General features: G+C 73.2%; 27 protein-coding genes. 14 read left to right on the forward strand and 13 right to left on the reverse strand.

Annotation, left to right across the window (positions count from 1 at the left end; genetic code table 11):
* Window positions 1–20: 20 nt before the first annotated feature.
* A complete protein-coding gene (locus MRQ36_RS25410; protein WP_242799267.1) occupies window positions 21–1,199 on the forward strand; it encodes an LLM class flavin-dependent oxidoreductase in 1,179 nt (392 codons plus the stop codon).
* A 6-nt stretch (window positions 1,200–1,205) separates the two neighbouring features.
* Here the strand turns inward: MRQ36_RS25410 and MRQ36_RS25415 are convergent, their stop codons facing one another.
* Window positions 1,206–1,721: an NUDIX domain-containing protein gene (locus MRQ36_RS25415; protein ID WP_242799268.1), complete on the reverse strand. Its 516-nt coding sequence runs from the start codon at window positions 1,719–1,721 to the stop codon at window positions 1,206–1,208.
* A gap of 201 nt (window positions 1,722–1,922) precedes the next feature.
* Between MRQ36_RS25415 and MRQ36_RS25420 the strand changes: the two genes are divergently transcribed.
* Complete coding sequence (locus tag MRQ36_RS25420) at window positions 1,923–2,810, forward strand: acetyltransferase (RefSeq protein ID WP_242799269.1); 888 nt, start codon at window positions 1,923–1,925, stop codon at window positions 2,808–2,810.
* Between the two features lie 53 nt (window positions 2,811–2,863).
* Here MRQ36_RS25420 and MRQ36_RS25425 read toward each other — a convergent pair whose 3' ends face one another.
* The 5 genes from MRQ36_RS25425 to MRQ36_RS25450 form a co-directional block, all read right to left on the reverse strand.
* On the reverse strand, window positions 2,864–3,505 hold the full coding sequence (locus MRQ36_RS25425) for an SRPBCC family protein (RefSeq protein WP_242799270.1): 642 nt from the start codon (window positions 3,503–3,505) through the stop codon (window positions 2,864–2,866).
* Complete coding sequence (locus MRQ36_RS25430) at window positions 3,502–3,867, reverse strand: helix-turn-helix transcriptional regulator (protein WP_242799271.1); 366 nt, start codon at window positions 3,865–3,867, stop codon at window positions 3,502–3,504. The genes MRQ36_RS25425 and MRQ36_RS25430 overlap by 4 nt, the downstream gene beginning before the upstream one ends.
* 23 nt (window positions 3,868–3,890) lie before the next feature.
* On the reverse strand, window positions 3,891–6,581 hold the full coding sequence (locus MRQ36_RS33525) for a cation-transporting P-type ATPase (RefSeq protein WP_308194916.1): 2,691 nt from the start codon (window positions 6,579–6,581) through the stop codon (window positions 3,891–3,893).
* 64 nt (window positions 6,582–6,645) lie between these two features.
* Window positions 6,646–7,317: a peptidoglycan recognition family protein gene (locus MRQ36_RS25445; protein ID WP_242799272.1), complete on the reverse strand. Its 672-nt coding sequence runs from the start codon at window positions 7,315–7,317 to the stop codon at window positions 6,646–6,648.
* A 59-nt stretch (window positions 7,318–7,376) separates the two neighbouring features.
* Window positions 7,377–8,123 (reverse strand): lysozyme, encoded by a 747-nt coding sequence (locus MRQ36_RS25450; RefSeq protein WP_242799273.1) that lies wholly within the window; start codon window positions 8,121–8,123, stop codon window positions 7,377–7,379.
* 216 nt (window positions 8,124–8,339) lie between these two features.
* On the opposite strand from MRQ36_RS25450, the gene MRQ36_RS25455 reads away from it, so the two are divergent.
* Both MRQ36_RS25455 and MRQ36_RS25460 read left to right on the forward strand, forming a co-directional pair.
* Window positions 8,340–8,687, forward strand: coding sequence for a YciI family protein (locus MRQ36_RS25455; RefSeq protein ID WP_242799274.1), 348 nt, complete (start codon window positions 8,340–8,342; stop codon window positions 8,685–8,687).
* 4 nt (window positions 8,688–8,691) lie between these two features.
* Entirely contained in the window at window positions 8,692–9,924 is a 1,233-nt protein-coding gene (locus MRQ36_RS25460; RefSeq protein ID WP_242799275.1) for an RNA polymerase sigma factor, read from the forward strand.
* A 6-nt stretch (window positions 9,925–9,930) separates the two neighbouring features.
* Here MRQ36_RS25460 and MRQ36_RS25465 read toward each other — a convergent pair whose 3' ends face one another.
* Window positions 9,931–10,554: a TetR/AcrR family transcriptional regulator gene (locus MRQ36_RS25465; protein ID WP_242799276.1), complete on the reverse strand. Its 624-nt coding sequence runs from the start codon at window positions 10,552–10,554 to the stop codon at window positions 9,931–9,933.
* A complete protein-coding gene (locus MRQ36_RS25470; protein ID WP_242799277.1) occupies window positions 10,551–11,765 on the reverse strand; it encodes an acyl-CoA dehydrogenase family protein in 1,215 nt (404 codons plus the stop codon). Before MRQ36_RS25470 ends, MRQ36_RS25465 begins: the two co-directional genes overlap by 4 nt.
* Window positions 11,766–11,932: 167 nt before the next feature.
* On the opposite strand from MRQ36_RS25470, the gene MRQ36_RS25475 reads away from it, so the two are divergent.
* The 3 genes from MRQ36_RS25475 (at window position 11,933) to MRQ36_RS25485 (ending at window position 15,561) form a co-directional block, all read left to right on the forward strand.
* A complete protein-coding gene (locus MRQ36_RS25475) occupies window positions 11,933–12,685 on the forward strand; it encodes an SDR family NAD(P)-dependent oxidoreductase (RefSeq protein ID WP_242801372.1) in 753 nt (250 codons plus the stop codon).
* A 64-nt stretch (window positions 12,686–12,749) separates the two neighbouring features.
* Complete coding sequence (locus tag MRQ36_RS25480; protein WP_242799278.1) at window positions 12,750–14,282, forward strand: long-chain fatty acid--CoA ligase; 1,533 nt, start codon at window positions 12,750–12,752, stop codon at window positions 14,280–14,282.
* 196 nt (window positions 14,283–14,478) lie between these two features.
* Window positions 14,479–15,561, forward strand: coding sequence for an endonuclease domain-containing protein (locus tag MRQ36_RS25485; protein WP_242799279.1), 1,083 nt, complete (start codon window positions 14,479–14,481; stop codon window positions 15,559–15,561).
* Window positions 15,562–15,590: 29 nt separating this feature from the next.
* Here the strand turns inward: MRQ36_RS25485 and MRQ36_RS25490 are convergent, their stop codons facing one another.
* Window positions 15,591–16,007, reverse strand: a complete 417-nt coding sequence (locus MRQ36_RS25490) for a MarR family transcriptional regulator (RefSeq protein WP_242799280.1) — start codon at window positions 16,005–16,007, stop codon at window positions 15,591–15,593.
* Between the two features lie 79 nt (window positions 16,008–16,086).
* Between MRQ36_RS25490 and MRQ36_RS25495 the strand changes: the two genes are divergently transcribed.
* The 4 genes from MRQ36_RS25495 (at window position 16,087) to MRQ36_RS25510 (ending at window position 20,238) form a co-directional block, all read left to right on the forward strand.
* Entirely contained in the window at window positions 16,087–17,892 is a 1,806-nt protein-coding gene (locus tag MRQ36_RS25495) for an ABC transporter ATP-binding protein (RefSeq protein WP_374250732.1), read from the forward strand.
* A gap of 53 nt (window positions 17,893–17,945) precedes the next feature.
* Window positions 17,946–18,629, forward strand: a complete 684-nt coding sequence (locus MRQ36_RS25500) for a VOC family protein (protein WP_242799281.1) — start codon at window positions 17,946–17,948, stop codon at window positions 18,627–18,629.
* Window positions 18,630–18,703: 74 nt separating this feature from the next.
* Window positions 18,704–19,966, forward strand: a complete 1,263-nt coding sequence (locus tag MRQ36_RS25505; RefSeq protein WP_242799282.1) for a PP2C family protein-serine/threonine phosphatase — start codon at window positions 18,704–18,706, stop codon at window positions 19,964–19,966.
* Window positions 19,967–20,079: 113 nt separating this feature from the next.
* Window positions 20,080–20,238, forward strand: a complete 159-nt coding sequence (locus MRQ36_RS25510; protein WP_242799283.1) for a hypothetical protein — start codon at window positions 20,080–20,082, stop codon at window positions 20,236–20,238.
* Here the strand turns inward: MRQ36_RS25510 and MRQ36_RS25515 are convergent.
* The 3 genes from MRQ36_RS25515 to MRQ36_RS25525 all read right to left on the reverse strand — a co-directional run bounded on the left by MRQ36_RS25515 (window position 20,220) and on the right by MRQ36_RS25525 (window position 21,465).
* Window positions 20,220–20,825: a dihydrofolate reductase family protein gene (locus tag MRQ36_RS25515; protein WP_242799284.1), complete on the reverse strand. Its 606-nt coding sequence runs from the start codon at window positions 20,823–20,825 to the stop codon at window positions 20,220–20,222. The two genes, MRQ36_RS25510 and MRQ36_RS25515, sit on opposite strands and share 19 nt — an antisense overlap.
* A 95-nt stretch (window positions 20,826–20,920) precedes the next feature.
* Window positions 20,921–21,190 carry a hypothetical protein gene (locus tag MRQ36_RS25520; protein ID WP_242799285.1) on the reverse strand — a complete coding sequence of 90 codons (270 nt, stop codon included), beginning with the start codon at window positions 21,188–21,190 and terminating at the stop codon, window positions 20,921–20,923.
* Window positions 21,191–21,192: 2 nt separating this feature from the next.
* The gene (locus MRQ36_RS25525) at window positions 21,193–21,465 is read right to left on the reverse strand and encodes a DivIVA domain-containing protein (RefSeq protein ID WP_242799286.1); all 273 of its coding nucleotides are present in this window, start codon (window positions 21,463–21,465) and stop codon (window positions 21,193–21,195) included.
* 307 nt (window positions 21,466–21,772) lie between these two features.
* On the opposite strand from MRQ36_RS25525, the gene MRQ36_RS25530 reads away from it, so the two are divergent.
* Window positions 21,773–22,012 (forward strand): winged helix-turn-helix domain-containing protein, encoded by a 240-nt coding sequence (locus tag MRQ36_RS25530; protein WP_242799287.1) that lies wholly within the window; start codon window positions 21,773–21,775, stop codon window positions 22,010–22,012.
* Between the two features lie 156 nt (window positions 22,013–22,168).
* Window positions 22,169–23,476: a hypothetical protein gene (locus MRQ36_RS25535; protein ID WP_242799288.1), complete on the forward strand. Its 1,308-nt coding sequence runs from the start codon at window positions 22,169–22,171 to the stop codon at window positions 23,474–23,476.
* A 51-nt stretch (window positions 23,477–23,527) separates the two neighbouring features.
* On the opposite strand, the gene MRQ36_RS25540 is transcribed toward MRQ36_RS25535, so the two are convergent.
* The gene (locus tag MRQ36_RS25540; RefSeq protein ID WP_242799289.1) at window positions 23,528–24,979 is read right to left on the reverse strand and encodes an AAA domain-containing protein; all 1,452 of its coding nucleotides are present in this window, start codon (window positions 24,977–24,979) and stop codon (window positions 23,528–23,530) included.
* A gap of 118 nt (window positions 24,980–25,097) precedes the next feature.
* Between MRQ36_RS25540 and MRQ36_RS25545 the strand changes: the two genes are divergently transcribed.
* Complete coding sequence (locus MRQ36_RS25545; RefSeq protein ID WP_242799290.1) at window positions 25,098–25,988, forward strand: hypothetical protein; 891 nt, start codon at window positions 25,098–25,100, stop codon at window positions 25,986–25,988.
* Window positions 25,989–26,037 lie beyond the last annotated feature (49 nt).

Here is a 26,037-nt window from a genome sequence, read left to right on the forward strand (position 1 = left end):
TCGTCCGGAGGTCGCACCCGATGTCGCTCACCTTCCACTGGTTCCTGCCCACCTACGGCGACAGTCGGGACATCGTCGGCGGCGGGCACGGCGTCCCGGTGGGCACCGCCGGTGGCGCGCGTCCGGCCACCGTCGCCTACCTGGGACAGATCGCCCGCACCGCCGAGCAGCTCGGCTTCGTCGGCGCGCTCACCCCGACCGGCGCCTGGTGCGAGGACGCCTGGCTGAGCACCGCGATGCTCGCCGAGGTCACCGAGCGGCTGAAGTTCCTCGTCGCGTTCCGCCCCGGCCTGCTCTCACCGACCCTGGCCGCCCAGATGGCCTCGACGTTCCAGCGGCTCTCCCACGGCCGGCTGCTGCTCAACGTGGTCACCGGCGGGGAGTCCGCCGAGCAGCGGGCCTACGGCGACTTCCTCGACAAGGACGCCCGGTACGCGCGTACCGACGAGTTCCTGCACGTGGTGCGCTCGCTGTGGCGGGGCGACACGGTCGACCACGCCGGGGCGCACCTGCGCGTCGAGGGCGCCCGGCTCAGCCGGCTGCCCGATCCGGTGCCGCCGGTCTACTTCGGCGGCTCCTCGGCCGCGGCCGGTCCGGTCGCGGTCCGGCACAGCGACGTCTATCTCACCTGGGGAGAGCCACCCGCCCAGGTCGCCGACAAGCTGGACTGGATCCGGGGACTGGCCGCCGAGGCGGGCCGACAGCTGCGCTTCGGCATCCGGCTGCACGTCATCGCCCGGGACACCGCCGAGCAGGCCTGGGCCCAGGCCGCGCACCTGCTCGACGCCATTCCCGAGGCGGACGTCCGGGCGGTGCAGGAGGGGCTGCGGCGCAGCGAGTCCGAGGGGCAGCGCCGGATGCGGGAGCTGCACGGCGGCTCCCGCGACGGGCTGGAGGTCTCCCCGAACCTGTGGGCCGGGGTCGGTCTGGTCCGCGGTGGCGCGGGGACCGCCCTGGTCGGCAGCCACACCGAGGTCGCCGACCGGATCGCCGAGTACCACGCGCTCGGCATCGACGAGTTCATCCTCTCCGGCCACCCGCACCTGGAGGAGGCGTACTGGTTCGGCGAGGGGGTGCTGCCGATCCTGCGCCGGCGCGGCCTGTGGCGGCACCCGGCCGGCGAGCCGGCGCAGGCGCAGCCCGCCGGTATTCCGTTCACGCCGCAGTCGGCCCCGGTGCCGGCTGCGGCACGGGGGTGAGCGGGATCAGGCCGGGGACCGGCCGGCGAGGAAGTCGGCCAGCACCCGGGTGTGGGTGGAGAAGGCCAGCTCGACCGGCTCGGTGAGGACCAGCCACTCGGTGGCCTCCTCGGTCGGCGCGGACGGCGGCAGGTCCCCGATCGGGCGTTCCGGCAGCACGCCGAAGACCATCATGGTGCCGCCGGCCGGGGCGCCGTACACCGCGAAGAGCTGCGCCTCCCCGGCCTCGGCCAGCAGGCCGGTCTCCTCGCGCAGTTCCCGGACCAGCGCCTCGGACCACTCCTCGCCGTACTCGATGAAGCCGCCGGGGAGCGCGAGCTGCCCCCGGGCCGGTTCGATGTCGCGGCGGACCACCACCACGCCCAGGCCGTCCGGCGTGCGGACCGGCAGCACCGCCACCGCGACCGGCAGCGGGTTGCGCCAGACCGTCTCGCCGCAGGCGGCGCAGACCCGGGGCCAGCCGGCCTGCACCGGATAGGCCGTGCCGCAGTACGAGCAGTGCGAGTACGGTGCGCCGGTCACGTCGCAGCACGTTACCCGCCCGCCCGCCGGGCCGGCACGGGCCGTCGCCTCGTTGCGGCCGGCGGGCGCCTCGACTAAGTTCGCGGGTACGCCGTCGAGCCGGGAGGAGGTCAGAACGATGTCCGATGTTCTGCGCCCCCTCCGCGTTCCGGCGTTCACGCGGGTCTGAGCCGGGGCGTCCGCTCTCCGGAGGATCAACCTGTGACCGATGTGGTCATCCGCCCGCTCGTCGCGGGCGAGGAAGCACTCTTCGACTCGATGCCCGACCCGCTGCCCCAACTACGCCAGATTTCCTACGCCGACGGCATCGCCGGCGGCGGCTACCGCCCCGAGCGCACCTGGATCGCCCTGCGGGCCGGTCGGGTGGTCGCCCGGGCCGCCTGGCTCCACCTGCCCGGCGCCGTCGGCGCCCCCTGGCTGGAACGGTTCGACCTGGCCGCCGAGCCGGCGGTGGGTGCCGCGCTGCTGCGGGCCGCCCACGAGGCGCTCGGCGGGCCGCTGGCCTACCACGCCGCCCTGCCCGCGTACTGGCGTCGCCGACCGGAGGTGCTGGCCGTGGTCGAGGCGCCGATGGCCGCGGCCCGACTCGCCGGGCTGGTCGAGCGTGGTGAACGGCTGCGCTGCACCTGGGCGGGTGCGCCGCTGCCGGCGACCTCGGGACGGTACACCGTCCGCCCGGCCGCCGACCGGGAGGAGATCAACGCGCTGGTCGCCCGGATCGTCGAGCCGGACGTGCTGACCGGCCGGGAGACGGCCCGGGCGGTGGCCGGGGTGGACCTCGCCACCGATCCGCTGGCCTGGCTGACCGGTCCGCCGGCGGACTGGCGGGTCGCCCTGGACGAGGGAAGACCGGTCGGCCTGGCCGGCACGGCCGGGGACGCCTGCTATCCGCTGCTGGCCTACCTCGGCCTGCTCGACGGGGCCGCCCGGGACGAGCTACTGGTGGCGGCGGTCCGGGTGCTCGCCGAGGGCGGCGCCCGGGAGGTGGTGGCCGATGTGGACGGCCACCGGGTGGGGGTGCTGGCGGACCTGGAACGGACCGGTTTCCGGCAGGTGCGGGCCCGGGTGATCTTCGAGCCGGTCGGCTGAGACGGCGGGTCGCGCCCCGGTCACCCGGGGCGCGACCCCCCGTTGGTGCCGTCTCAGGACGCCGGCACGCCGGTGTACGCGGCGGTGGTGCGGGCCTGCGCCGCGCGCGCCTCGTCGACCTCGGTGCCCGCCGCGATGCTCGCCTCGGCCCACCGTTCACTGCTGAGCGTGATGAACCGTCGGGCCTCGTCGGTGCCCAGCCACGCCGCGGCCTGCGACGGCTGGACCCCGCTGCCGTCCGCCGCCAGATAGGAGACCAGGCCGAGCAGGCCCATGTCCCAGCCGACACCGACGGCGCCCGGCCCGAACTCGGCCCACCGCTGGTCGTCGACGTGCGCGACGTGCTCCAGCGTGAACCGGGTACGCCCGTCGCCGGCCGGGGTGAGCCGGACCTCGATCCAGCTCACCTCGTCGCCGTACTCCCAGGTGGCGGCGAAGCTGTGCGGCGGGTCGCAGCGCTCGATCGTGCCGCCCGCGTTCCCCTCGAGCTGGTAGCGGCCGTGCAGCTTCAGCTCGCCGGAGATCGGCAGGAACCAGCGGGGGATCCGTTCGGCGCTGGTGCAGGCGTCCCAGAGATCGTCCAGGGACGTGTCGTACGTCTGGCTGACGGTGCTGACGCGGGCCTGCCCGGCGGGCAGCGTACGGCTGCCGACGGTGCGCTCGACCTCGCTGATCTGTCCGATCACGTTGATCACGGGTTGCTCCTCGTGTCGTCGGTGCCCTCGGCGCGCAGCCGTCGTTCCCGTCGTCCCCGGGCCACTTCGGTGGCGAGCGCCGCAAGTGGCGGGGTCCAGAACCGGCGGAAGTGCTCCAGCCAGGCGTCGACCTGGCGCAGCGGCCCCGGGTCCACCGCGTAGAGGCGGCGGGTGCCCTCGGGGCGTACGGTCGCGAAGCCGTTGTCCCGCAGCACCTTGAGGTGCTGCGACACGGCGGGCTGGGAGATGCCGAACTCCTGCTGGACCGCGGCGCCGACGGCGCCGGCGGTCAGCTCGCCCTCGGCCAGCAGTTCGAGGATCCGGCGGCGGACCGGATCCCCGAGGACGTCGAAGGCGTGCACGAGCTCTTTGTATCAGATGGCTCTTATATAAGCGAGGAGCGTCGGTGTCGACGGACCGCGCGGCGGAGTTCGTCGGCGCCCCAGACGATCGGCGGGAACGCCAGCAGCAGCGCCAGCATGCCCGGCTCCGGCGGTCGGGTGCCGAAGACGTCCTGGAGTGGCGGCACGCCGACGATCAGCGCGGCGAAGGCGATCTCAAAGGCGATCCCCCAGAGCAGCAGCCGGTTGCTGAACACGCCGACCGACCGCAGCGACACGTGCTCGGTCCGCGCGGCGAAGGCGGTGCCGATCTGGCAGGAGACGATCCCCAGGAAGGTCATCGTGGTCGCCTGCCGGTACGCGTCGTGCAGGCCGCTACCCGGCCCGGTGGGTGCGCCCGGCCGCCAGCCCGCCCGCAGCAGCACGGCGAAGAACCCCGCCATCACCAGCACCGCCGATATCAGCCCGAGGAAGCCCCAGGCCCGGGCCAGCATCGGCGCGTTCACGACCTTGTCACTGCGCCGCCGGGGTGGTCGGTCCATCAGCCCGGGCTCGGCGGGCTCCCGACCCAGCGCAAGGGCGGGCAGCGTCTCGGTGCCCAGGTCGATGGCGAGGATCTGCAGCACGGTGAGCGGCAGCGGCACCGCCCCGGCGGAGAGCGCGAAGATCAGGAACGGGACGACCTCCGGAGTGGTGTGGGCGAAGATGTAGAGGATGAATTTGCGGACGTTGTCGTAGACACGGCGGCCGGCCGCGACGGCGGCGACGATCGTGGCGAAGTTGTCGTCGGTGAGGATCATGGTGGCCGCCTCCCGGGCCACGTCGGTGCCCGTACGTCCCATGGCCACGCCGATGTCCGCCCGGCGCAGCGCCGGCGCGTCGTTGACCCCGTCGCCGGTCATCGCCACCACCTGGTGGTTGGCCCGCAGCGCCGCCGCGATGTGCAGCTTCGCCTCGGGTGACACCCGGGCGAAGACCACCTCCCGGTGCTCGGCGAGCAGGTCCCGCAGCTGATCCGGGGACATCCCGTCCAGCCGGTCACCGGTCAGCACGGTCGGTTCGCCGTGAGTGATGCCGACCTGCCGGGCGATCGCGGCGGCGGTCAGCCCGTGGTCGCCGGTGACCATGATGATCCGGATGCCGGCGGTGTGGCAGCGGGCGACCGCCTCCGGCACCTCCGGTCGGGGCGGGTCGACCATCGCGACGAAGCCGAGGAAGGTCAGCTCCCGCTCGGCGTCCGCGCGGCCGGTCGGCGCCGTCGCCAGCCAGCGCCGGGCCACGCCGAGGACCCGCCGGCCCTGCCCGGCCTGCGCGGTCACCGCCGCGTCCAGCTCCCTGCGGTGCGCCTCGTCGAGCGGGCGGTCCGCGCCGTCCGCCCGGACGACCCGGGTACAGCGCCGCAGCACCTCCTCCGGTGCGCCCTTGGTGTGCAGCCAGAGCTGTCCACCGGCGGAGTCGACGGTGGACATCAGCCGCAGCTTCGGGTCGAAGGCGAACTGCCCCCGCCGACCCGCGTGGTCGTCGGTGACGCCGAGGTCGGCGGCGAACCGGAGCGGCGCCACCTCGGTCGGGTCCCCGCTGTCCGGGTCGGCGTTGTTGCAGGCCGCCACGGCGGTGGCGAGCGCGCCCAGGGCCGGGTCGGGCCGGGTGCCCGACCCCGGAGCCGGGTCCAGCAGGGTGTCGGCGGCCCGGACCGCCACCACCCGCATCCGGTTCTCGGTGAGCGTGCCGGTCTTGTCGGTGCAGATCACGTCCGTCGAGCCGAGGGTCTCGACCGCGCTGAGCCGCTTCACCACCGCGCCCACCCTGGCCAACCCGCGGACGCCGACGGCCAGGGCGAGAGTGATGGTGGGCAGCAGGCCCTCGGGGACGTTGGCGACCAGCAGACCGATGGCGAACGCGAACGCGTCCGGCACCGACATGCCGGCGGCGAACACCCCGATCGGGAAGAAGACCGACCCGGCGCCGACGGCCACCGCCGCGATCAGCCAGGCCACCCGGCGGACCTGTTTCTCCAGCGGGCTCTCCTCGCGGCCGACCCGCTGCGTCAGGGTCGCGATCCGGCCCAGCTCGGTCCGCATCCCGGTGGCGTGCACCAGGGCCCGCGCCGTCCCGCTGAGGCAGGTGGTGCCGCTGAGGACCAGGTCGGCGGCCTCGGTCGGCCCGCCTCCCGAAGACGGCGCGTCGGCCGAGCGGTGGACCGGCTGGGACTCACCGGTCAGCGCGGAGAGGTCCACCTCGATGCCGCCGTCGAGCAGCCGGGCATCGGCGGAGATCCGGTCGCCCTCCGCCACGGCCAGCAGATCGCCGGGGACCAGGTCCGAGGCCGGGATCTCCTGCCACCTGCCGTCCCGGCGGACCCGGGCGTGCCGGGGCAGGTAGCGGGTGAGCGCCTCCACCGCCCGCTCGGCCTGGCGCTCCTGCGCCGAGGCGAAGAGCGCGTTCACCGCGATCACCACCAGGATCGCGCCGGCCAGCACGAGGGTGCCCGCCACCCAGGCCAGCGCCGCGGCTACCCAGAGCAGCAGCGCCAAGGGGTGGACGAGCTGCCGCCCCAGCTCGCGCGACCAGCCGCGCCGTCGCTGCCGCCTCAGTTCGTTCGGCCCGTACGCGGCGAGCCGCCGCCGGGCCTCGGCGGTGTCCAGGCCGTCCGGGCCGGCGGCCAGGGCGCGGTACAGCTCGTCCAACGGCGCCCGCGGGTCCGGCCCGCCGGTAGCCGCCTGCTTCTCCGCCACGCTCCCAGGCTGCGCCACCGGCCGGGCCGGCGGGCACGGTTCGGCGTTTCGGGGTTGCTCCGGCTCAGCTCAGCCGGGCGGCCACCGCGCTGCGCAGTTCGGGCAGCCGGTCGTGCAGCAGGCCGGGGCACTGCGTCGAGTTGAAGTCCTTGTGCCCGTAGATCTCGGTGGCCGGGATCGCGTACTGCTGGCAGGTGAACGCGCAGAACAGCACCAGGCTGTCCCAGAGTGCCTGCGGGGGCTGCACGTCCAGATAGATGCCCTCGTTCTCGATGCCGATGGCCTGGCTGTTCTGCCCGACGCAGTGCGCCCCCTGCACCATGCTCTGCCCGTGCAGCAGCCCGTAGAGGCTGCCGTGCCGGCCCTCGGTGAGGTGACCACCACGGCTGTTGGTGAAGTGCTGCCCGGAGTCGAGCCAGCCGTTGGTGTCCATGTGCAGGTCCTGGATGTCCCGCGAGTTCTGGTAGGCGTGCGCCAGGCTGTAGTCGGTCGAGTTCGGGAACGCCGTGTGATGAATGATGATCTTGTTCGGCCGGTTCTGCAGCAGGGTCACCGCCGACGACGGCGGCCGGGCGCCCCAGGTGGCGCAGTTGGCGATCGTCGGCTGGTCGACCCGGGTGGCGATCGCCCGCGCGCTCCGGTCGCCGGTGAACTGGCCGAGGGCGGTGACGCCGGCGGCGGCGCCGAGCAGGACGGCGCCGCGCAGCACGGCCCGGCGGGGTACGGGAACGGACATCGGGACCTCCTCGCAGGACGGTGCCGGTGGCGGGCCGGGCGGCCCGCCACCGGGGCGGATCAGCAGGTGCCGTTGCAGGCCAGCACCCTGAGCCGGTCCAGGGTGCCGTTCCAGACGTTCTGGTCGCCGGGGAAGACCCCGGAGGAGGACCACTGCCAGAAGGAGTACGTCCCCCAGCCGGCCGGCAGGGTGCCCACCGTGCTGGAGTAGCGGGCGATCCAGAGCGGGTTGTTCGCGGCGAACTGCGAGGTGTTGCCGGTGCAGGTGCTCCACCAGTCGGTGGTGGTGTAGATGGTGGCCCACCGGCCGGTACGGGCGTAGTACTGGTTCACGAACGAGGCGATCCAGCTGCGCATCGAGGCCTGGCTCAGCCCGTAGCAGGTCGAGCCGTACGGGTTGTACTCGATGTCGAGCGCGCCGGGCAGGGTCCGGCCGTCCCGGGACCAGCCGCCGCCGTGGTCGACGAAGTAGTTGGCCTGGGTGGCGCCGCTGGTGGTGTCCGGCCGGGCGAAGTGGTAGGAGCCCCGGATCATGCCGACGTTGTAGGAGCCGTTGTACTGCTGGGCGAAGTAGGCGTTGGTGTAGTAGGTGCCCTCGGTGGCCTTGACGTACGCGAACCGGGCGCCGTTGTTCCAGGCGGCGGACCAGTTGACGTTGCCCTGGTAGCTGGAGACGTCCATGCCGGGCAGACCGGCCGGGGCGGCGCTGGCCGGGGTCGCGCCGAGGGTGGCCGAGGCGGCCACGGTGACCGTGGCGAGGAGCGCGGCCGCGACCGCGCGCAGCGCCTGACGCAGGGGACGGTTCATCTTTCCTCCCTGGGGGGTGCCGCGGGGGCGGCGGGAGCGGCGAAAGGAACTGTCAACATTAGGTCACAGGATGAAGATTAACTTCAATAGATGTATCGAAGTTTTTCTCTGCCATTGTCGGTCCCGAGACGAGTCCGCGCGGCGTGTCGATCCGGGCCGGGCCCGTTCGTGTGGAGGGTGGGAGAGTCGGCAGCCGGCCGACCGGAGGAGGACCGCATGAAGCAGTACCTGATCAGCATGTACCAGCCGACCGGAGGGCAGCCCGACCCGGAGTTCCTGGCCGAGGTGATGCGCAAGGTCGGCGTCATCCACGACGACCTGGTGGCGGCCGGCTCGTGGGTCTTCGGCAACGGCCTGCACGCGCCGGAGACGGCCACCGTGCTGCGCCCCCGGGGGGATGAGGTGCTCATCACCGACGGGCCCTTCGCCGAGGGCAAGGAGTACCTGGGCGGCGTCACCGTCATCACCGCCCCCGACCTCGACGCCGCCCTGGAGTGGGGCCGCCGGTACGCCCTGGCCACCACCCTGCCGATCGAGGTACGCCCGTTCCGCGGCGACGTCTGAGCCCGTGCCGCCCGAACCCACCGACGTCGACCGGGTGTTCCGCGCCGAGTACGGCCGCGCGGTCGCCGTCCTGGTCCGCCTCCTCGGCGACATCGACCTCGCCGAGGAGGCGGTCCAGGACGCCTTCGTCACCGCCGTCGACCGCTGGCCGGCCCGTGGCCTGCCACCGAGCCCCGCCGGCTGGATCATCACCACCGCCCGCAACCGGGCCGTCGACCGGCTGCGCCGCGAGGCCACCCGCGCGGACCGGCACGTCCAGGCCGCCCTGCTGCACGCCCCCGACGTACCGGCCGAGGAGGGACCCGTGCGCGACGACCGGCTCCGCCTGATCTTCACCTGCTGCCATCCGGCGCTCGGCACCGGTGCCCGGGTCGCGCTGACCCTGCGCCTGCTCGGCGGGCTGAGCACCGCCGAGATCGCCCGTGCCTTCCTGGTGCCGGAGTCGACGATGGCCCAGCGGCTGGTCCGGGCCAAGGCCAAGATCCGGGACGCCGGGATCCCGTACCGGGTCCCCCGCGACGCGGACCTGCCCGACCGGCTCCGGGCGGTGCTGGCCGTGCTCTACCTGATCTTCACCGAGGGGCACACCGCCAGCGCGGGGGACCGCCTCGTCCGCACCGAGCTCTGCACCGAGGCGATCCGGCTCGGCCGGCTGCTCGTCGAGCTGATGCCGGACGAGCCGGAGGCGCTCGGGCTGCTCGCGCTGATGCTGCTCACCGAGGCGCGCCGGCCGGCGCGTACCGGGCCGGACGGAGGGCTGGTGCCGCTGGGGGAGCAGGACCGGGACCGCTGGGACCGGGAGCTGGTCGCCGAGGGGCAGGCGCTGGTCCGGCGCTGCCTGCGGCGGGACCGGCCCGGCCCGTACCAGATCCAGGCGGCGATCAACGCCGTGCACGCCGACGCGCGGACCGCCGCCGACACCGACTGGGTCCAGATCCTCGCCCTGTACGACCAGCTCATGGCATACGCCCCGAGCCCGGTCGTCGCCCTGCACCGGGCCGTCGCGGTGGCCGAGGTGACCGGGCCGGCCGCCGCGCTCGGCCAGGTCGACCGGCTGGACCTGGCCGGCTACCACGTGTTCCACGTCGTCCGCGCCGACCTGCTGCGCCGGCTCGGCCGCGCGGGCGAGGCGGTCGAGGCGTACGACGCGGCGATCGCCCGTACCGGCAACGCCGCCGAACGGGACTTCCTCCGGCGGGCCCGGGACGGGGCCCGGACCGGCGGCGGCCCGGCCTAGCCGCCGTCAGGGACGCAGGCCGCCGACGAAGAGCGCGACGAGCTGCTCACCGACCTCCGCGAAGGTGAGCGGGCCGTCCGGCCGGAACCAGGTGTGCGTGTTGCCCAACGCGCTGAGGAACATGTGGGTGATCACCGTGGCGGAGACGTCGGTGCGGACGACCCCGGCGTCCTGACCCTCGCGGACCAGGTCCCGGAAGAGGTCGTGATAGGCGCGACGCTCCCGGCGGGTGGCCTCGGCCTGCTCGTCGTCGAGCAGGTGGGCCGACCGGGCCCAGACCGTGAGTTCGTCGACGTGTTCGGCGGTGTGCGCGACCACGTCCAGCGCGGCGGCGCGCAGCCGCTCGTCGACCGGTCCGGTGCCCTCGGCGATGTCCCGCAGCCGAGACGTCTGTTCGGCGAGCAGCTCCCGGTAGATGCTGGTGAGCAGCTCGGACTTCGACCCGAACCAGTGGTAGAGGGCGCCCTTGGTGACGTCTGCCGCCGCCACGATCTCCTGCACGCTGGTCGCCTCGTAGCCGCGCCGGGCGAACAGTTCGGTGGCGGCGGCGATGATGTGGCGCCGGGCCGAGCCGCGGGGGACCCGCCGCCGGCCGGGCGCGACATCCGGTTCGGTCGCCGCCACGGTCACCGCGACTCCAGCTGCCGCCGGATCTCCCGCCGGGCCACGTCGCGGACGTGCACCTCGTCGGGTCCGTCGGCGATGCGCAGGGTACGGGCGCCGGCGTACATCGCGGCGAGCGGGAGGTCGTCGGAGACCCCGGCCCCGCCGTGCACCTGGATCGCCCGGTCGAGCACGTCGAGGGCGACCCGGGGCGCCACCACCTTGATCGCGGCGATCTCGGTGCGGGCCGCCTTCGCGCCGTACCGGTCGATCATCCAGGCCGCCTTGAGGGTGAGCAGCCGGGCCTGCTCGATCGCCATCCGCGACTCGGCGATCTGCTGCTGCACCACGCCCTGCTCCGCCAGGGGCCGGCCGAACGCGACCCGGCTGGCGGCGCGCTGCACCATCAGGGCGAGCGCCCGCTCGGCCAGGCCGATGGCGCGCATGCAGTGGTGGATGCGGCCGGGACCGAGCCGGGCCTGGGCGAGGGCGAAACCGCCGCCCTCCTCGCCGAGCAGGTTGCCCGCCGGCACCCGCACGTCGGTGAAGACGACCTCGCCGTGGCCGTGCTGGTCGTGGTAGCCGAAGACCGGCAGCGAGCGGACCACCTCGACGCCGGGGGTGTCCACCGGCACCAGGATCATCGACTGCTGCCGGTAGGTCTCCGCCGACGGGTCGGTCTTGCCCATCACGATCATGATCCGGCAGCGCGGGTCGGCGATGCCGGTGGTCCACCACTTGCGGCCGTTGATCACGTACGAGTCGCCGTCGCGCGCGATCCGGGTGGAGATGTTGGTGGCGTCGCTGGAGGCCACGTCCGGCTCGGTCATCGCGAACGCCGAGCGGATCTCGCCGTCGAGCAGTGGCCGCAGCCAGCGTTCCCGCTGCTCGGGCGTGCCGAACATGTGCAGGATCTCCATGTTGCCGGTGTCCGGGGCGGCGCAGTTGATCGCCTCCGGGGCGAGTTCGATGGAGCGGCCGGTCAGTTCGGCGAGCGGGGCGTACTCGACGTTGGTGAGGCCGGAGACGTCGGGCAGGAAGAGGTTCCACAGCCCTCGGCGACGGGCCTCGGCCTTGAGTTCCTCGACCACGGCGGGGAGGTGGTGCGGCGTGCCGGCCGCCGCGAGTTCGGCGCGCTGAGCGGCATAGACCGGCTCGGCCGGGTAGACGTGCTCGTCCATGAACTCCTGGAGTCGCTTCAGGTGTTCCGCGGCCCGGGCGGTCGGTTCGAAGTCCATGGCTGCCTCCCATTGACGGGCAAGTCGGCGGCTCGCTACCGTCGCCGGACGCCGAACATACCGGCTGGTCGGTATGGCGTCCAGAGCGCCGGCGGCATGACAGCCGGAGCGCCGGCCGGTGCGGCGTCCGGAGCACAGTGAGCGTGAGGAGCACCAGGGTGAGCGTGATGGACCGGTTCCGCCTCGACGGGAAGGTCGCCGTGGTGACCGGCGCCTCGTCCGGCCTGGGTGTCTCCTTCGCCCGCGCGCTCGCCGAGGCCGGCGCGGACGTGGTGCTCGGCGCCCGCCGCGTCGAGCGGCTGCCGGAGACCGGCGCGCTCGTCGAGGCCGCCGGCCGGCGGTACGCGGCGCGCGCGACCGACGTCAGTCGCCCCGAGGACTGCGAGGCGCTGATCGCCACCGCGGTCGAGACCTTCGGCCGGGTCGACGTGCTGGTCAACAACGCCGGCGTGGGCACCGCCGTACCCGCCACCCGGGAGACCCCCGAGCAGTTCCGCTCGGTCGTCGACGTCAACCTGATGGGCAGCTACTGGATGGCGCAGGCCTTCGCCCGGGCCGCGACGAACGGTGGCGCCATCGTCAACATCTCCAGCGTGATCGGCCTGCGCCCCGGCGGCATCCCGCAGGCCGCGTACGCGTCCAGCAAGGCCGGCGTGATCGGCCTGACCCGCGACCTGGCCGCCCAGTGGACCGGCCGCAAGGGCATCCGGGTCAACTGCATCGCCCCCGGCTTCTTCGCCTCGGAGATGAGCGACCAGTTGGAGCCGGCCACCTTCGAGATGGTCAAGGCGCTGGCCCCGGCCGGCCGCCTCGGCGAGCACGAGGAGTTGGCCGCCACGCTGATCTGGCTGGCGAGTGACGCCTCGTCGTACGTGACCGGGGTGACCGTGCCGGTCGACGGCGGCCTCGTCATGCCCTGACCACCGACCCGGCCCGTGACCCGGCCGACCGGCTGCCCGTGACCCGTCCACAGGAGGAGCACCGATGAGCTTCAACCTCGCGACCATCCTCCGGGAGCCTCGCCGGGCACACCCGGACAAGCCGCTGGCCCACCTGGGCGACCTGACGTTCAGCTACGCCCAGGTCGACGAGATGTCCGGGCGGGTGGCGGCCGCCCTGCTCGCGTCGGGTCTGCGGCGCGGCGACAAGGTGGCGGTGCAACTGCCCAACGTGCCGCAGTTCCTGTTCAGCTACTTCGCCATCCTCAAGGCGGGCCTGGTCATGGTCCCGCTCAACCCGCTGCTGCGGGCCGGCGAGGTGGCCTACCACCTGTCGGACTCCGACACGAAGGTCTTCGTCACCTTCGAACTCTTCGCCGACGAGGCGGTCCAGGGCGCCGCCCAGGTCGACGGCGTCACCACGTACGTGGTCAACCTGCCGGGCAGCGACCGGCGGCCGGCGGGCACCCGGGGTTTCGACGAGCTGTACGCGGCGGCGGACACCGGCGACATCGCGCCCACCGACGCCGACGACACCGCCGTGCTGCTCTACACCAGCGGCACCACCGGCAGGCCCAAGGGCGCGGAGCTGACGCACTTCCAGCTCTACATGAACTGCACCGTCGGCGGTGACCTGTTCGGCTTCCGCGCCGACGACATCGGGCTGGCGGTGCTGCCGCTGTTCCACGTCTTCGGGCTCTCCAGCGTGCTCAACGTCGCGGTCCGCTACGGCGGCAGCGTCGTGCTGGTGCCGCGCTTCGAGGTGGGGCCGGTGCTCGACGCCATCGAGCGGCACCGCTGCACGATCTTCTCCGGCGTGCCGACCATGTACTTCGCGCTGAACCAGGCCGACCTCGCCGGTCGGGACCTGTCCTGCCTGCGGGTCGGTGTCTCCGGCGGCGCGGCGATCCCCGGCGAGGTGATCCGCGCCTTCGAGGAGAGGTTCCCCGGGGTGGTGATCCTGGAGGGGTACGGCCTCTCCGAGACGGCCAGCACGACCACCTTCAACATCAGTGCCGAGCAGCGCAAGGTGCTCTCGATCGGCAAACCGATCTGGGGCGTGGAGACCCGGATCGTGGACGACGCCGACCGGCCGCTGCCGCCCGGGCCCGAGCACGTCGGCGAGATCGTGGTGCGCGGCCACAACGTGATGAAGGGCTACTACAAGAACCCAGAGGCGACGGCGGAGGCGTTCCGTGGCGGCTGGTTCCACACCGGGGACCTGGCGTACGCCGACGAGGACGGCTATCTGTTCATCGTGGACCGCAAGAAGGACATGATCATCCGGGGCGGCTTCAACGTCTATCCCCGCGAGGTCGAGGAGGTTCTCTACGCCCACCCGGCGGTGGTCGAGGCGGCGGTCATCGGTCGCCCCGACGACAAGCTGGGGGAGGAGGTCGTGGCGGTGCTGAGCGTCCGGCCGGGCGCCGAGGTGACCCCCGAGGAGCTGGTCGCGTACTGCCGGGAGCGGCTGGCGGCGTACAAGTACCCGCGCCAGGTCCGCATCGTCGAGGAACTCCCCAAGGGCCCCACCGGCAAACTCCTCAAGCGCGAACTCAAGCGCGACCTGCCTTCCTGAGGCTCCAGGGCTTCTCATGATCGTTTGCACTTCACGGCTGTGACACGCCGGGCCGAAGTGCCGGCAACGTCAAAGGATCATGGCCCCGCTTAGCAGGTCGAGCCGTTCGACGGGGGTTGTCCACAGCGAGGACGTCGTCCACAGGCGACGGTGGTTGGCGTTGCTCCACGGGCCGGGGTGGGGGAGCGTCGGTCGGGTGAACGGGGTGCTCCAGGCGTTGGTGGACCAGGGTGGCGGGCTGGTGACCCGGGCGTTGGCCGGGCAGGTCGTGCCGGAGTCCGCGCTGCGGGCCGCCCGGCAATCCGGCCACCTCGTCCGGGTGCTGCCGGAGGTCTACGTCGACGCCAGACTGGTGCGAACCGGGCCCGACGCCCGCCCGACGGGGATCGAGGTGGACCGTCAAGTCGAGTCGGGGCTCGGCCACCGAGTGGAGTCGGGGGTGGACCGCCGAGTGGGACCGTCGCGGAGCACGGTCGCCCCGTCAAGGTCAGGGCCGGCTGGCACGCTTGCGCTGCTCGGGCGCCTGGGCCCCGAGCTGGCGCGTCGTGCCGCGCTGGCCCATGCCGACGGGCGAGGGGCACTGGGCAACGTGACTGCCCTCGACGTGTGGGGCCTGCGCGCCCAGCATCCCGGGGAACCGGTGCACCTCGACGTGCCGGGCGGGTGCGGCCTCCGCAGCCGCCCCCACCTGCGGGTGCACCACCGCGAGGGCTTCGTGGTCGAGCCGCCCCAGGCGATCACCCGCGCCGGCCTCCCCGTCGTACGCCTGGAACGTGCCCTGGTCGACGCGTGGCCGGCGCTGCCCCCGGTCGACCGTGCGGCTCCGCTGATCCGCGCGGTCAACGACCGGCTCACCACGCCCGAGCGGGTGTCGGTGGCGCTCGCCGACGCGCCGAGGTTGGCCGGCCGGGCGGACCTGCGGGCGTTGCTCACCCGGCTCGCCGCCGGCTGCCGCAGCCCGCTGGAGATCTGGGGCCACGACCACGTCTTCACCGGTCCCGACCTGCCGGTGTTCCAGCGCCAGGTACGCATCCAGGCGCGGAGGCGCAGCGTCTACCTCGACGTGTACGCCGCACGCGAGCGGGTCGACTTCGAGCTGGACGGCGCCACCACGCACGGCGACCGCCGGCAGCGGGAGATCGACCTGCGGCGGGACGCGCTGCTGGCCACTCTCGGCATCCTGGTGGTCCGCTTCACCCACCGCCGCTTGGTGCACGAAACCGACGATGTGCGCCGGGAGATCCGCGCCATCCTCGCCGACCGCCGCCGTGAAGGCTGATCTGTCGACGCTGCTGTCCAGCTGACCGGTCAGTCGCGCAGCGTACGCAGGATGCGCGCGAGGTCGGCGCGGTCGGCCGGGCTGAGGTCGCCGAAGAAGCGGGCCGCCTCGGCGTCCCGGGCGGCCCGGATGGCGGCGCCGACGCGGGTCCCCTCGGCGGTGAGGGCGACGAGGGTGGCGCGTCGGTCGTCGGGGTCGGGCCGGCGCTCGACCAGGCCGCGCTCCTGGAGGCCGTCGACCACCTCGGTGGTGGAGCGGGGGGCGATGTGCAGGTGGTCGGCGAGGGTGCTGAGCCGCAGCGCGCCGTGGCGCATCAGCACGGCGAGCGCCCGCGCGTGCCCGGGGTTGATCTCCCACGGTTCGAGGGTGCGGCGGGACTGGTGGCGCAGTCGTCGGGCCACCGCCCAGAACACCTCCGCCAGGCTCTCCTCGTCGTCTCCCGTCACGGGAATACGGTAACAGCACTTGCTGTTGTTGCCTCATGATGAGGTAACCTCAGCATTGTTCGACAGTCTCCGACAGGAAGTGGGCATCCCCTTGGAAGCACCCCGGGAAGGCCGCAGCGGCGGCCACCGTACCGTCAGCGCCGCCGAGAAGGCGCAGGCCCGACAGGTCTCGCTGCGCCGCATCGGCCGGCTCTTCGTCGCCCACCGCTGGCAGCTCGCCGTGGTGGTCGCGATCATCGTGGCGTCGTCCGTCCTCGCGATGGCGTCGCCGTTCCTCCTGCGTACCGTGATCGACCGGGCCCTCCCGGAGCGTGACCTGACCCTGCTGGCCTGGCTGGTCGCCGGCATGGTCGCGGTCGCGGCCGTGACTTCCGTGCTCGGCGTGGTGCAGACCTGGATCTCCACCCGGGTCGGCCAGGAGGTCATGCACCGGCTGCGCACCGACGTCTTCGCGCACCTGCAACGTCAGTCGATCGCCTTCTTCACCCGCACCCGCACCGGCGAGGTGCAGTCCCGGATCACCAACGACATCGGCGGCATGCAGACCGTCGTCACCTCCACCGCGACCTCGATCGCGGCGAATCTCACCACCGTGGTCGCCACCGCCGTCGCGATGGCGGCGCTGTCCTGGCGGCTCTCCCTGGTGTCGCTGGTGGTGCTGCCCCCGGCGATCTGGCTGACCCGGCGGGTGGCCCGGCTGCGCCGCGAGATCACCGCCCGCCGCCAGCGCGAACTGGCCGACCTCAACGTCACCGTCGAGGAGGGGCTGTCGATCAGCGGCGTGCAGCTCGCCAAGACCCTCGGCGCCGGCCCCACCCTGGTCGAACGCTTCACCGCGTCGTCGGCGCGGCTGGTCGACCTGGAACTCCGCTCGGAGCTGGCCGGGCGCTGGCGGATGGCCTCGATGAGCGTCATCTTCGCCGCCATCCCGGCGGTGATCTATCTCAGCGCCGGTCTGCCGGTCACCGCCGGCACGCTGAGCATCGGCACCCTGGTCGCCTTCACCGCCCTCCAGGGCGGCCTGTTCCGGCCACTGATGGGGCTGCTCAACGTGGGCGTGTCGCTGACCGCCTCGCTGGCGCTCTTCGCCCGGATCTTCGAATACCTGGACCTGCCAATCGAGGTGGACGACCCGGTCCACCCGGTCGCGATCGAACCGGCCAGTGTGCGCGGGCACCTGCGCTTCACCGACGTCACCTTCAGCTATCCGGGCAGCGACACCGCCGCCGTGGCCGGCGTCAACCTGGACGTCCCGGCCGGCACCAGCCTGGCCCTGGTGGGGGAGACCGGCTCCGGCAAGAGCACCCTCGCCGGCCTGATCACCCGCTTCCACGACCCGGCCGCCGGCCGGGTCACCATCGACGGCGTCGACCTGCGCGACCTGCGCCTGGCCGACCTGGCCGCCGTCGTGGGCGTGGTCAGCCAGGAGACCTACCTGCTGCACACCACCGTGCGGGAAAACCTCCGGTACGCCCGGTCGGACGCCACCGACGCCGAGATCGAGGCCGCGGCGCGCGCCGCGCAGATCCACGACCTCATCGTCGCCCTCCCCGACGGGTACGACACGGTCGTCGGCTCGCGCGGCCACCGCTTCTCCGGCGGCGAGAAGCAGCGCCTGGCCATCGCCCGTACGCTGCTGCGTGATCCCCGGATCCTGGTGCTGGACGAGGCGACCAGCGCGCTGGACACCGAGACCGAGCGGGCCGTGCAGCGCGCCTTCGACGAGCTGTCGAGGGGCCGGACCGTGGTGACCATCGCGCACCGGCTCTCCACCGTGCGGGACGCCGACCAGATCGCGGTGCTCGACCACGGCCGGATCGTCGAGTCCGGCACCCACCGCAGCCTGCTCGCCCGCGCCGGCCGGTACGCCGCCCTGGCCGCCTGAAAACCCGATCTCGAACACGTGATCCCGGTCTCCGTCATGGGTAGAGTGGCGCGGTGCATAACGGAGTGCAGGCTCAGGTGCCGGTGCTGTACGTCGCGGACGCCGACGCCGCACGGCGTTTCTACGCGGTGTTCGGCTACTCCGAGCAGCGCGCCGGGGGCGACGGCGAGTCCCGCTGGTCCTACCTCCAGTGCGGGGAGCTGACCCTGCTGCTGGCCGCGGTGAAGCCCCGGCTGGTCACCGTCGAGCTGCCGCTGCTGATCTACCTCTACGTCGACGACGTGGCGGCGACGATCGAGCGCCTCACCGCCGCCGGCTATCCCGCCCAGCGCGCCGGCTATCCCGAGCACGCGCCCGGCGGCGAGTGCCGCACGACCGACCCGGACGGCAACACCGTCCTGTTCGGGCAGCGCCGGGCCGTGCCCGAGCATGCCCGGGTCGCGCCCGACGGCGCCGAGGCCCGCTTCTCGCTGATCCGCCAGGCGGCCGAGGCGGTCAGCCGGCGTGGCGGCGCACCCGCGCACTGCCAGATCGGCAGCCCGCGCGGCGAGACGTGCACCGAGCCGGCCGAGGTGAAGCTCGCCGACTCGTGGGGCGACACGGTCTGGGGCTGCATGGCCCACGCCGACGAGGCGCTGCTCAACGCGCGCGGCGCCTTCCTCGCCACCGAGGACGGCCAGGGACTCGCCCAGTTTCTCGCCGCCCGCCATCCCCATTCGGAGCCCACCCCGATCTGAGCACGGCTGTCCGCGCGGGCCGACGAAACCCGTGCTCAACAGCAGGTAAGGTCGCTGGGCCTATGCTCTGCCACGTGAGCGAGAAGCGGTGGAGCGGCGTGGACCTGGGCAAGGTGCTGCGTGCCGTCGAGGACGCCGCTCCGGTCGAGGCGGTGGAGGCGGTCACCCGGGGGATCGGCGTCGACCTCGATGCCCTGTCGGCGTCGTTCCTCATCGCGGACATGAGCGGCCGGGCTCTCGTTCGGCTGGCCCATGTTCCCCTCGGCGGCCCGCCTGGACGGCGCCGGCAGGACGAGGACGTCGCCACCGTGCTGCCCTTCGACGGCGGGCCACCGGAACAGGCACTGCGCTCCCAACGCGTGCAGGTCTGCCCGCGCGGTGATGATCACCTCGTGCTGGCGCCGGTCACCCAGCGGGGCGAGGCGATCGGGCTGCTGGAGATCTCCCTGCCGGTCGAGCCGGACGAGGCCGCGCTGGCCGAGATCTCCCGGGCCGCGCACGCGCTGGCGTTCGTGGTGATCGCCGCCCGCCGGCACACCGACCTGTTCGAGTGGGGTCAGCGGACCACTCCGTTCAACCTGGCCGCCGAGATCCAGCGCCGGCTGCTGCCCTCCTCGTTCACCTGCGAGGCCGGCTCGTTCACCCTTTCGGCGTGGCTGGAGCCGGCGGCCAGCATCGGCGGGGACACCTTCGACTACAGCCTCGCGCGGAACCTGCTGCATCTGAGCCTCACCGACGCCGTGGGGCACGGCGTGCACAGCGCACTGACCGCGACGCTCTGCGTCGGCAGCCTGCGGCACACCCGTCGCCGGGGTCACACGTTGCTGGACCAGGCCCTCGCCGCGAACTCGGCGCTGATCGAGAACCCACCGGGCGGGTTCACCTTCGCTACCGGACTTCTCGGCCGGCTCGATCTGCGCACCGGCGTGCTGGCCATGATCAACGCCGGCCACCCCACCCCGATCCTGGTGCGCGACGGAGCCGTCCACTCCGTCGCGCTGCCGGCCGATGCGCCCTTCGGCGTACTGCGGCAGGGCAGCTACCGCACGACCGACGTGCCGCTGCGCCCCGGCGATCGGCTCGTCCTGGTCACCGACGGCATGCTGGAACGCGGCGCCGCCCTCCTCGACCTGTCCACGCGGCTGCCGGGCCTCGCCGAGCTGCACCCCAGGGAGGTCGTCCGCGTACTCGGCGATGCCGTCCTCGACGTCGCCGGCCCCACCCTGCCCGACGACGCCTGCCTGCTCGTCCTCGACTGGCACGGCGACCACGGCGACAACCGCTCCACCACGGCCGGCGCCGACCCGCACCGGGCCAGTGCCCTCCCGTACGTCTGATCGGACGCTTGTTGATGCCCAGGCGCCAGCAGGGGCCAGTGGGTGAGGTTTCGGTCAGCCGGACAGGGTGGGCCTAGGATCTCCTGCGCGACGTCCGCAACCAGGGCGTCTTCATGCGCGGCGTCAACGCCACCGCACCCGACCTGCTCGACCTGTGCTTCGCCCTCCAGGGCGAGGCGGGCATCCTGCCGTACTACTTCTACATGTCTGCTGAGCGTCGTTCCGTGGACTCCGGCAAGGAGTCCCTGCGGAGTCAGCTGACGCGGCGGTAGCGGATGTGGGTGGTCAGCGGGGAATGGAGCACCTCGACGGGTGCGAAGCCGAAGGACTCCACCCCGTCGAAGAGGCGCTCGCCCGACCCGAGCAGGACCGGTGCGATGTCGAGGGTGAACTCGTCGATCACGCCGGCGATCAGTGCCTGTCGGACGGTGGAAGCCCCGCCGGCGATGTCCACACCCTTCTCCCCGGCGGCCCGGCACGCGGCCGAGTAGGCCGCGTCGAAGCCGCCGGTGACGAAGTGGAAGGTCGTCCCACCCGCCATCCGGATCGGGTCACGTTCGTGATGGGTCAGCACGAACACCGGCGCGTGGTACGGCGGTTCGGGGCCCCACCACCCCGTCCATTCCTCGTCCCAGTCCCCGCGGATCGGGCCGAACATGTTCCGACCCATCACGTACGCGCCCCGGGGGCGCATGAGCCACTCGGTCGCGACCCGGTCGGCCTCGGTGGCTCGCGGGTCGCCGATGTGCCAGCCGTGCAGCTCCTGCCCCCGCTTGCCCAGGGGGTGCTCGCGGCTCTGGTCCGGCCCGGCGACGAAGCCGTCCAGCGAGATCGACATGTGGCAGGTGGTGTCCGGCACCGCGAACTCCCGAACGACTGCGAGGTGTGAACGGTCGTGCGGACCGTAGCAGGTGGTGCCGACGCAAGGGCTGGACACGGGTGGCGACGTGCAGGTCAGACCGACCGCTGACCGCCTCCGGCGGCGATGCGCTGCCTGGATGGGGTGACGCTGGCGCGGCGCAGGCCGGCGAGTTGGACATAGATCTCCCGCTTGGCGGTCGCGTTGCCGCGCCGGTTGATGACGTAGCCGGTGAGCCAGACCCAGCCGGCATAGGTGGGGCGGTCGCAGACCGAGACGACGCGGAAGGTCAGCGCGCGGTCGCCGGCGAACTGCACCGAAGCGCGGCCGTCGATCCGGAGCAGGTCGCCTGGTTTCGGGCGCACGGCTACCAGTGGCCGGCGTTCGGCGGGCGGCACTCGCGGGCGTGCCTGGTCTGCCAGTCGCGCAGCGCCCGCTTGAGCCGGTCGTTCTCCTCGCTGAGCAGGCTCATCTGCTGGTGGAGGGCGTTCAGTTCGTCGGCCACCTCGGCCTGGAAGTCGCGTACCTGATCGGGGTCGACGCCGCGCCGACGCGGCGCGAACGCGCGGGTCCGCACCTCGTGCGGGGTCAACCGGGTGGGGGTCCCGTAGAGCCGGCCGGAGCGATACACCTGGGCCACGTCGGTCCTTTCCTCAGGCAGGCGGGAGCACGGAGGGTCGGTGGGTGGAAGGGCGGGCCGTCCGCATGCCGGCCGCGGGCGGCCCGCCCGCCCCGCCGCCGCAGCTCAGATCAGCGGTACGACAGCGGAGCAGTCCGGTGGGTCGGGACGGGCACGCGCACCCGCCCCGACCAGGGGGATGAGCCGAACTCGTTGCCACGCGAGGAGCGGCTCTGCTCCAACATAACTAGGGAACATAGGGAAGTCAAAGCACGTTGTTTAGACATTCGAGTTGTGATCGAATTCGGGTTGCCACGCGAGGAGTGACATGCCCGAATCAGCCGGATATCTACGCATCGCCGACGACGTGATCGCTGACGTCAGGTCGGGAAAGCTCAGGCCAGGCGACCGGTTGCCGTCTGTTGCCGATACGCGCGCGGTCTATGGCGTCAGCTATGGGACCGTGCAGTTGGCCTACGTCCGTCTCGAAGCCCTACGGGTGATCCGGCGGCAGCAGGGCAAGGGTGTCTTCGTCACCGATCCGAAGACCTGGATGCGGGAGCCGTAGGTAGCGACCCGGCGACGGGAACCGGCCTTACGGGTACCCCGTCCCGTTCACGGGACGACTAGAGTCCTCGCGTGAACCTGCTCCTGTCCGGCCCGCAGGAGCAGGTCGGGAAGTGGAGAACGGACCCGCCGCGGCGGGCGATCGGGGGGACACGACGTGACCACTGATGACACGGCGCCCGTGCCGGTGTGGACGCTCGCGACGGAGGCCGTGAGCGTGCCGGACCTGCTCAGCGACGAGGGCATGACACCGGCCCGGCTGGCAGAACTGAGAACGGTCCTGGCCACCCTTGCGGATGCCCCCATCGCCACGCTGGAGGCGCATCCGGTGTCGGTCAGGCGCGATCGCAGCGGCGGGATCTCGCTGCATGCAGCGAGTCCGCTCGCGCAGCAGTTGTCGCAGCTCGTCGCTCAGACCGCGAAGTCGGCACAGCCGACGCTGAACGTCGCGGCCACCGGTGAGGTGCTCTATCGCATGGTGGTACCGGCGAAGGTCGCCGCGCAGGTCGGCAAGGGACTCGTCCGACCGATGGTTGCCAAGGCCGCTGGCGGAGGTGTCTACAGCGCGCTGGTCGACTCCACCGGTCACATCGCAGCCCAGGCCAGGCTCGTGCCCGTGTGCAGCAGGGCTGCGGTCGCCGGTGCGGCAACCGGCTCGGCCACCACAGCCGGTGTGGCCGCGGCCGGCGCCGGAGCGTTGACGGTGGCCGCGCCGCTCGTGCTGATGGCCGTCGCGGTCGGCGTCAGCGCCTACGCCGATCACCAACGCCAACAGGCGATCGAGCGAATCACCGACCTCCTCGAGCAATTGCACGAGGACAAACTGGAGGACGAACGCAGCGAGTTGGACGGTTGCCGGGACGCGATCGACAAGGCCACGTCGGTCCTGCTGGACCAGGGCAGAGTCGGCCTGTCGCTGGGACTTGACTCCTCGTCGTACGCGATCAACACGGCGATCGAACGAGCCAAGCGTCGGCTGGCAAAGTGGCAGGCTGCGCTGCCCGACGGCCCGGTGGAGATCGGCGCGTTGACGAAGTCCTTCCCCGGTGTCCACGAGGAAGGTGGCACATTCCATGCGCACGTGGAGTTCGCGCGACTGGCCATCGCTCTCAAGCGGCGGGTGCTCGTGCTCCAAGCGGTGGAGCACGCTCAGCAGGCCGGAACGAGCAACCCCTTCACGAGTTTCATCGGCACGTTGCGCGACGACGAGCGTCGTCTCGACGAACTGGAGTCGAACCTCGACTCGGTGGTTCTTCGACTGTCGATGCTCGAAGTGAAGCGTCCCGGTGGCTTCCGGAGCATCATGTTCACCCAGGGTGAGGTCGACGACCTGCTCAAGGCCGCATACCGCCTCCGCGCCCTGGCTGATCGCCTCGACGTGGGAGTCCGCCAGGCTGACGTTGCGATCGAGATCGAACGAAGCCGCGACGGGTCGCTCATGGTGTTCCCTGCTGTCGCTGCCTGATCGCACGCCGGGGCAACGCTCTGACGTCGGGCGTGCGCGGCACGGCAGTCGTCACGGGCGGGTGAGGCGGGCGGTGAGGTCCAGGGCCGCCCGGATCGGGTCGTCGGACCAGCGGCTGGCGTACACGTCCACCAGACGCCACCCCGCGCGGCTCAGCGTTCGCTGCCGCTCCACATGGGCGGCCACCCCCTCGGGATGCACCCCGCAGATCACCCCCACCGCGTCCGCGCCCGCACCGACGCAGAGGTCGACCCGCCACCGTCCGACGGGATAGCCCGCCCGGACCGGCACGCCCAGCCGGCGCAGCTCCTGCGCCACCGCGGCGGTCCACCCGTCGGTCGGTGCCACGTCCGGCGCGACGGGCGGCGGTTGTCCCGCGTACGCCAGGTAGTCGCCGACCAGGCCCTCGGCGGAGCGCAGCGAGGTGACCACGGTCAGCCGGCGGCGGGCCCGGGTGACCAGCACGTTGAACAGGTTCGGGTCGGCGACGAACCGGTGCCGGGCCGGCGGGTCGGTGTCGACCAGCCCCAGCGACGCCACCACCACGTCCGCCTCGCTGCCCTGGAACGCGTGCACCGTGCCGGAGCGCAGCCCGAGCCGTTCGATCTCGGCCACGTCGTACGCGGCCAGCAGCGCCGCCTCCAGCGCGTCGGCCTGGGCCCGGAACGGGCTGACCACCGCGATCCCGCCCGTCGGGGCGTCGGCGGCGAGCGCCCGGACCACGTCGAGCGCGGCGGACACCTCGGCGGCGTTGACGCCGTCGCTGACGCCTGCGTCGGCGACGGTCACCACGTCGATGACGTCGGCGCGTTCGTTGCGGGGGTGCCGGGTCACCAGTTCCAGTCGGTCGTCGTAGAACCGGCGGGCGGAGAAGCCGATCAGGTGCGGCACCGAACGGTGGTGTTCGCCGAGCCAGCTGACCGGCGCCGCGCCGGTCGCCACGTCGAACGCGCTGGCGCGGCGCACGTCCAGCCGGTCGGCGCAGTGTTCCAGGCCGTGCCGGCGCAGCGTGGTGGTCACGTCCACGTCGGCGACGAACGAGACGAACCGGAGCTGGCGGGGGTCCCCGGCGACCAGCGCGTGCCGGGCCCGGGCCAGCACCGGCGCGGCCCGCACCTGGTCGATGTGCGCCGCTTCGTCCAGCACCACCAGGTCGAACATCCCGGCCACCGGCGGCAGCAGGTCCTCCACGTCGGCGACCGTACCCACCCAGAGCGGCAGCGCCCGCACCAGCGCTCGGGCGTCCAGGCCGGCGAGCAGTTCCCAGCGCCGGTTGCGGCCGGCCCGCAGCGCCCCGCCCAGCCCGCCGGCGGCGCGTCGTGCCTCCGGGGTCCAGCGGCGCGCGCTGGTCGCCCGGTGCCGCATCGCCGTGCCGACGGCGACGGCGAGCGCGTCGTCCGCCTCGGCCAGGGCCCGCCAGGCGGTCGCCAGGTCGGTGCCGCCGGTCGCGGCGAGCCGGGCCGCCGCCCGCACCGCGTCCGCCGCGGTCAGGGCCGCCCGCAACCGCGCCAGGGTACGTCCGCACCCGCGCCCGCCAGCCGGCGCAGGCGTCCCTCGACGCGGCCCGTCGCCACCGCCGCCACCAGCCGTCACCGGTGCGCGTCGCCTCCGCCAGCGCCCGGTGGACGGCGGCCAGGTCGGCGTCGAGGGTGAACAGGTCCGGGGCGTCGTGGCCGAGGGCGGGCAGCAGCGGTTGCCAGTCGGGGAGCGTGCCGGCCAGCCGTTCCGCGTCGAGGGCGGCGACGATGCCGGCCCGGACGGCGTCGACCCGGTCCCGGGCGGCGGCCACGGCCTCGGCGTCGGCCCGCAGCACCGCGTCGTCCGGGCCGGCCGCCGTGCCCGCGGCGAGGTCGGCGGCGATCGCCTCCCGCCGCTCGGCGTCACCGAAGAGCACCGGGGTCGGTCCGGGATGTCGGCGCAGCAGTTCGCCCAGCACCTGCGCGGCGTGCACCGACTGGGTGGCCACCAGCACCGACCCGCCGCGGTCCACGGTGTCCAGCGCGGCGGCGACGAGGGTGTGGCTCTTGCCGTTGCCGGGTGCCCCGGAGACCACCACCACCGGCTCGGTACGGGTGCGCCGGACCACGTCCCGCTGCGCCGCGCTCAGCGGCAGCGGCGACAGCACCTCCTCACTGTCGGCCGGACCGGGCCCGTCGTGGTGACCCGGCTGGACCGAGGCGGCACGGCCGGCCTCCCGCCGGTCGATAGCAACCCGCGGTTGGTCGACGCTCCACGCGGGCGCGTCCTCACCGTCGGCGGCGTAGAGCCGGGCGAGTGCGGTCGTCTCCAGGCCCGGTCGGGTCGCCCAGCTCAGCAGGGTGTCGCGGAGCCGGCCGGCGAGCACGTCCCGGGTCACGAAGAGGGCGGCGGCGGCCACCGCGGTGAGGGTGGTGTCGTCGACACCGCGGGGCGGCTGCGCGACCACCTGGTCCGGCTTCAGTCCGGCGGCCTCGGCAGCGGCGGTGATCCACGCGGTGCTGCCGGCGGCGGTGAGCCAGCCCGGACCGGCTAGCCCCGGGGCGGCCTCCAGCCGGGCGGCGAGCTCCCGGTCGCCGATCAGC

Source organism: Micromonospora sp. R77 (genome assembly GCF_022747945.1).
In the GTDB taxonomy this organism is placed as follows: Bacteria; Actinomycetota; Actinomycetes; order Mycobacteriales; family Micromonosporaceae; genus Micromonospora.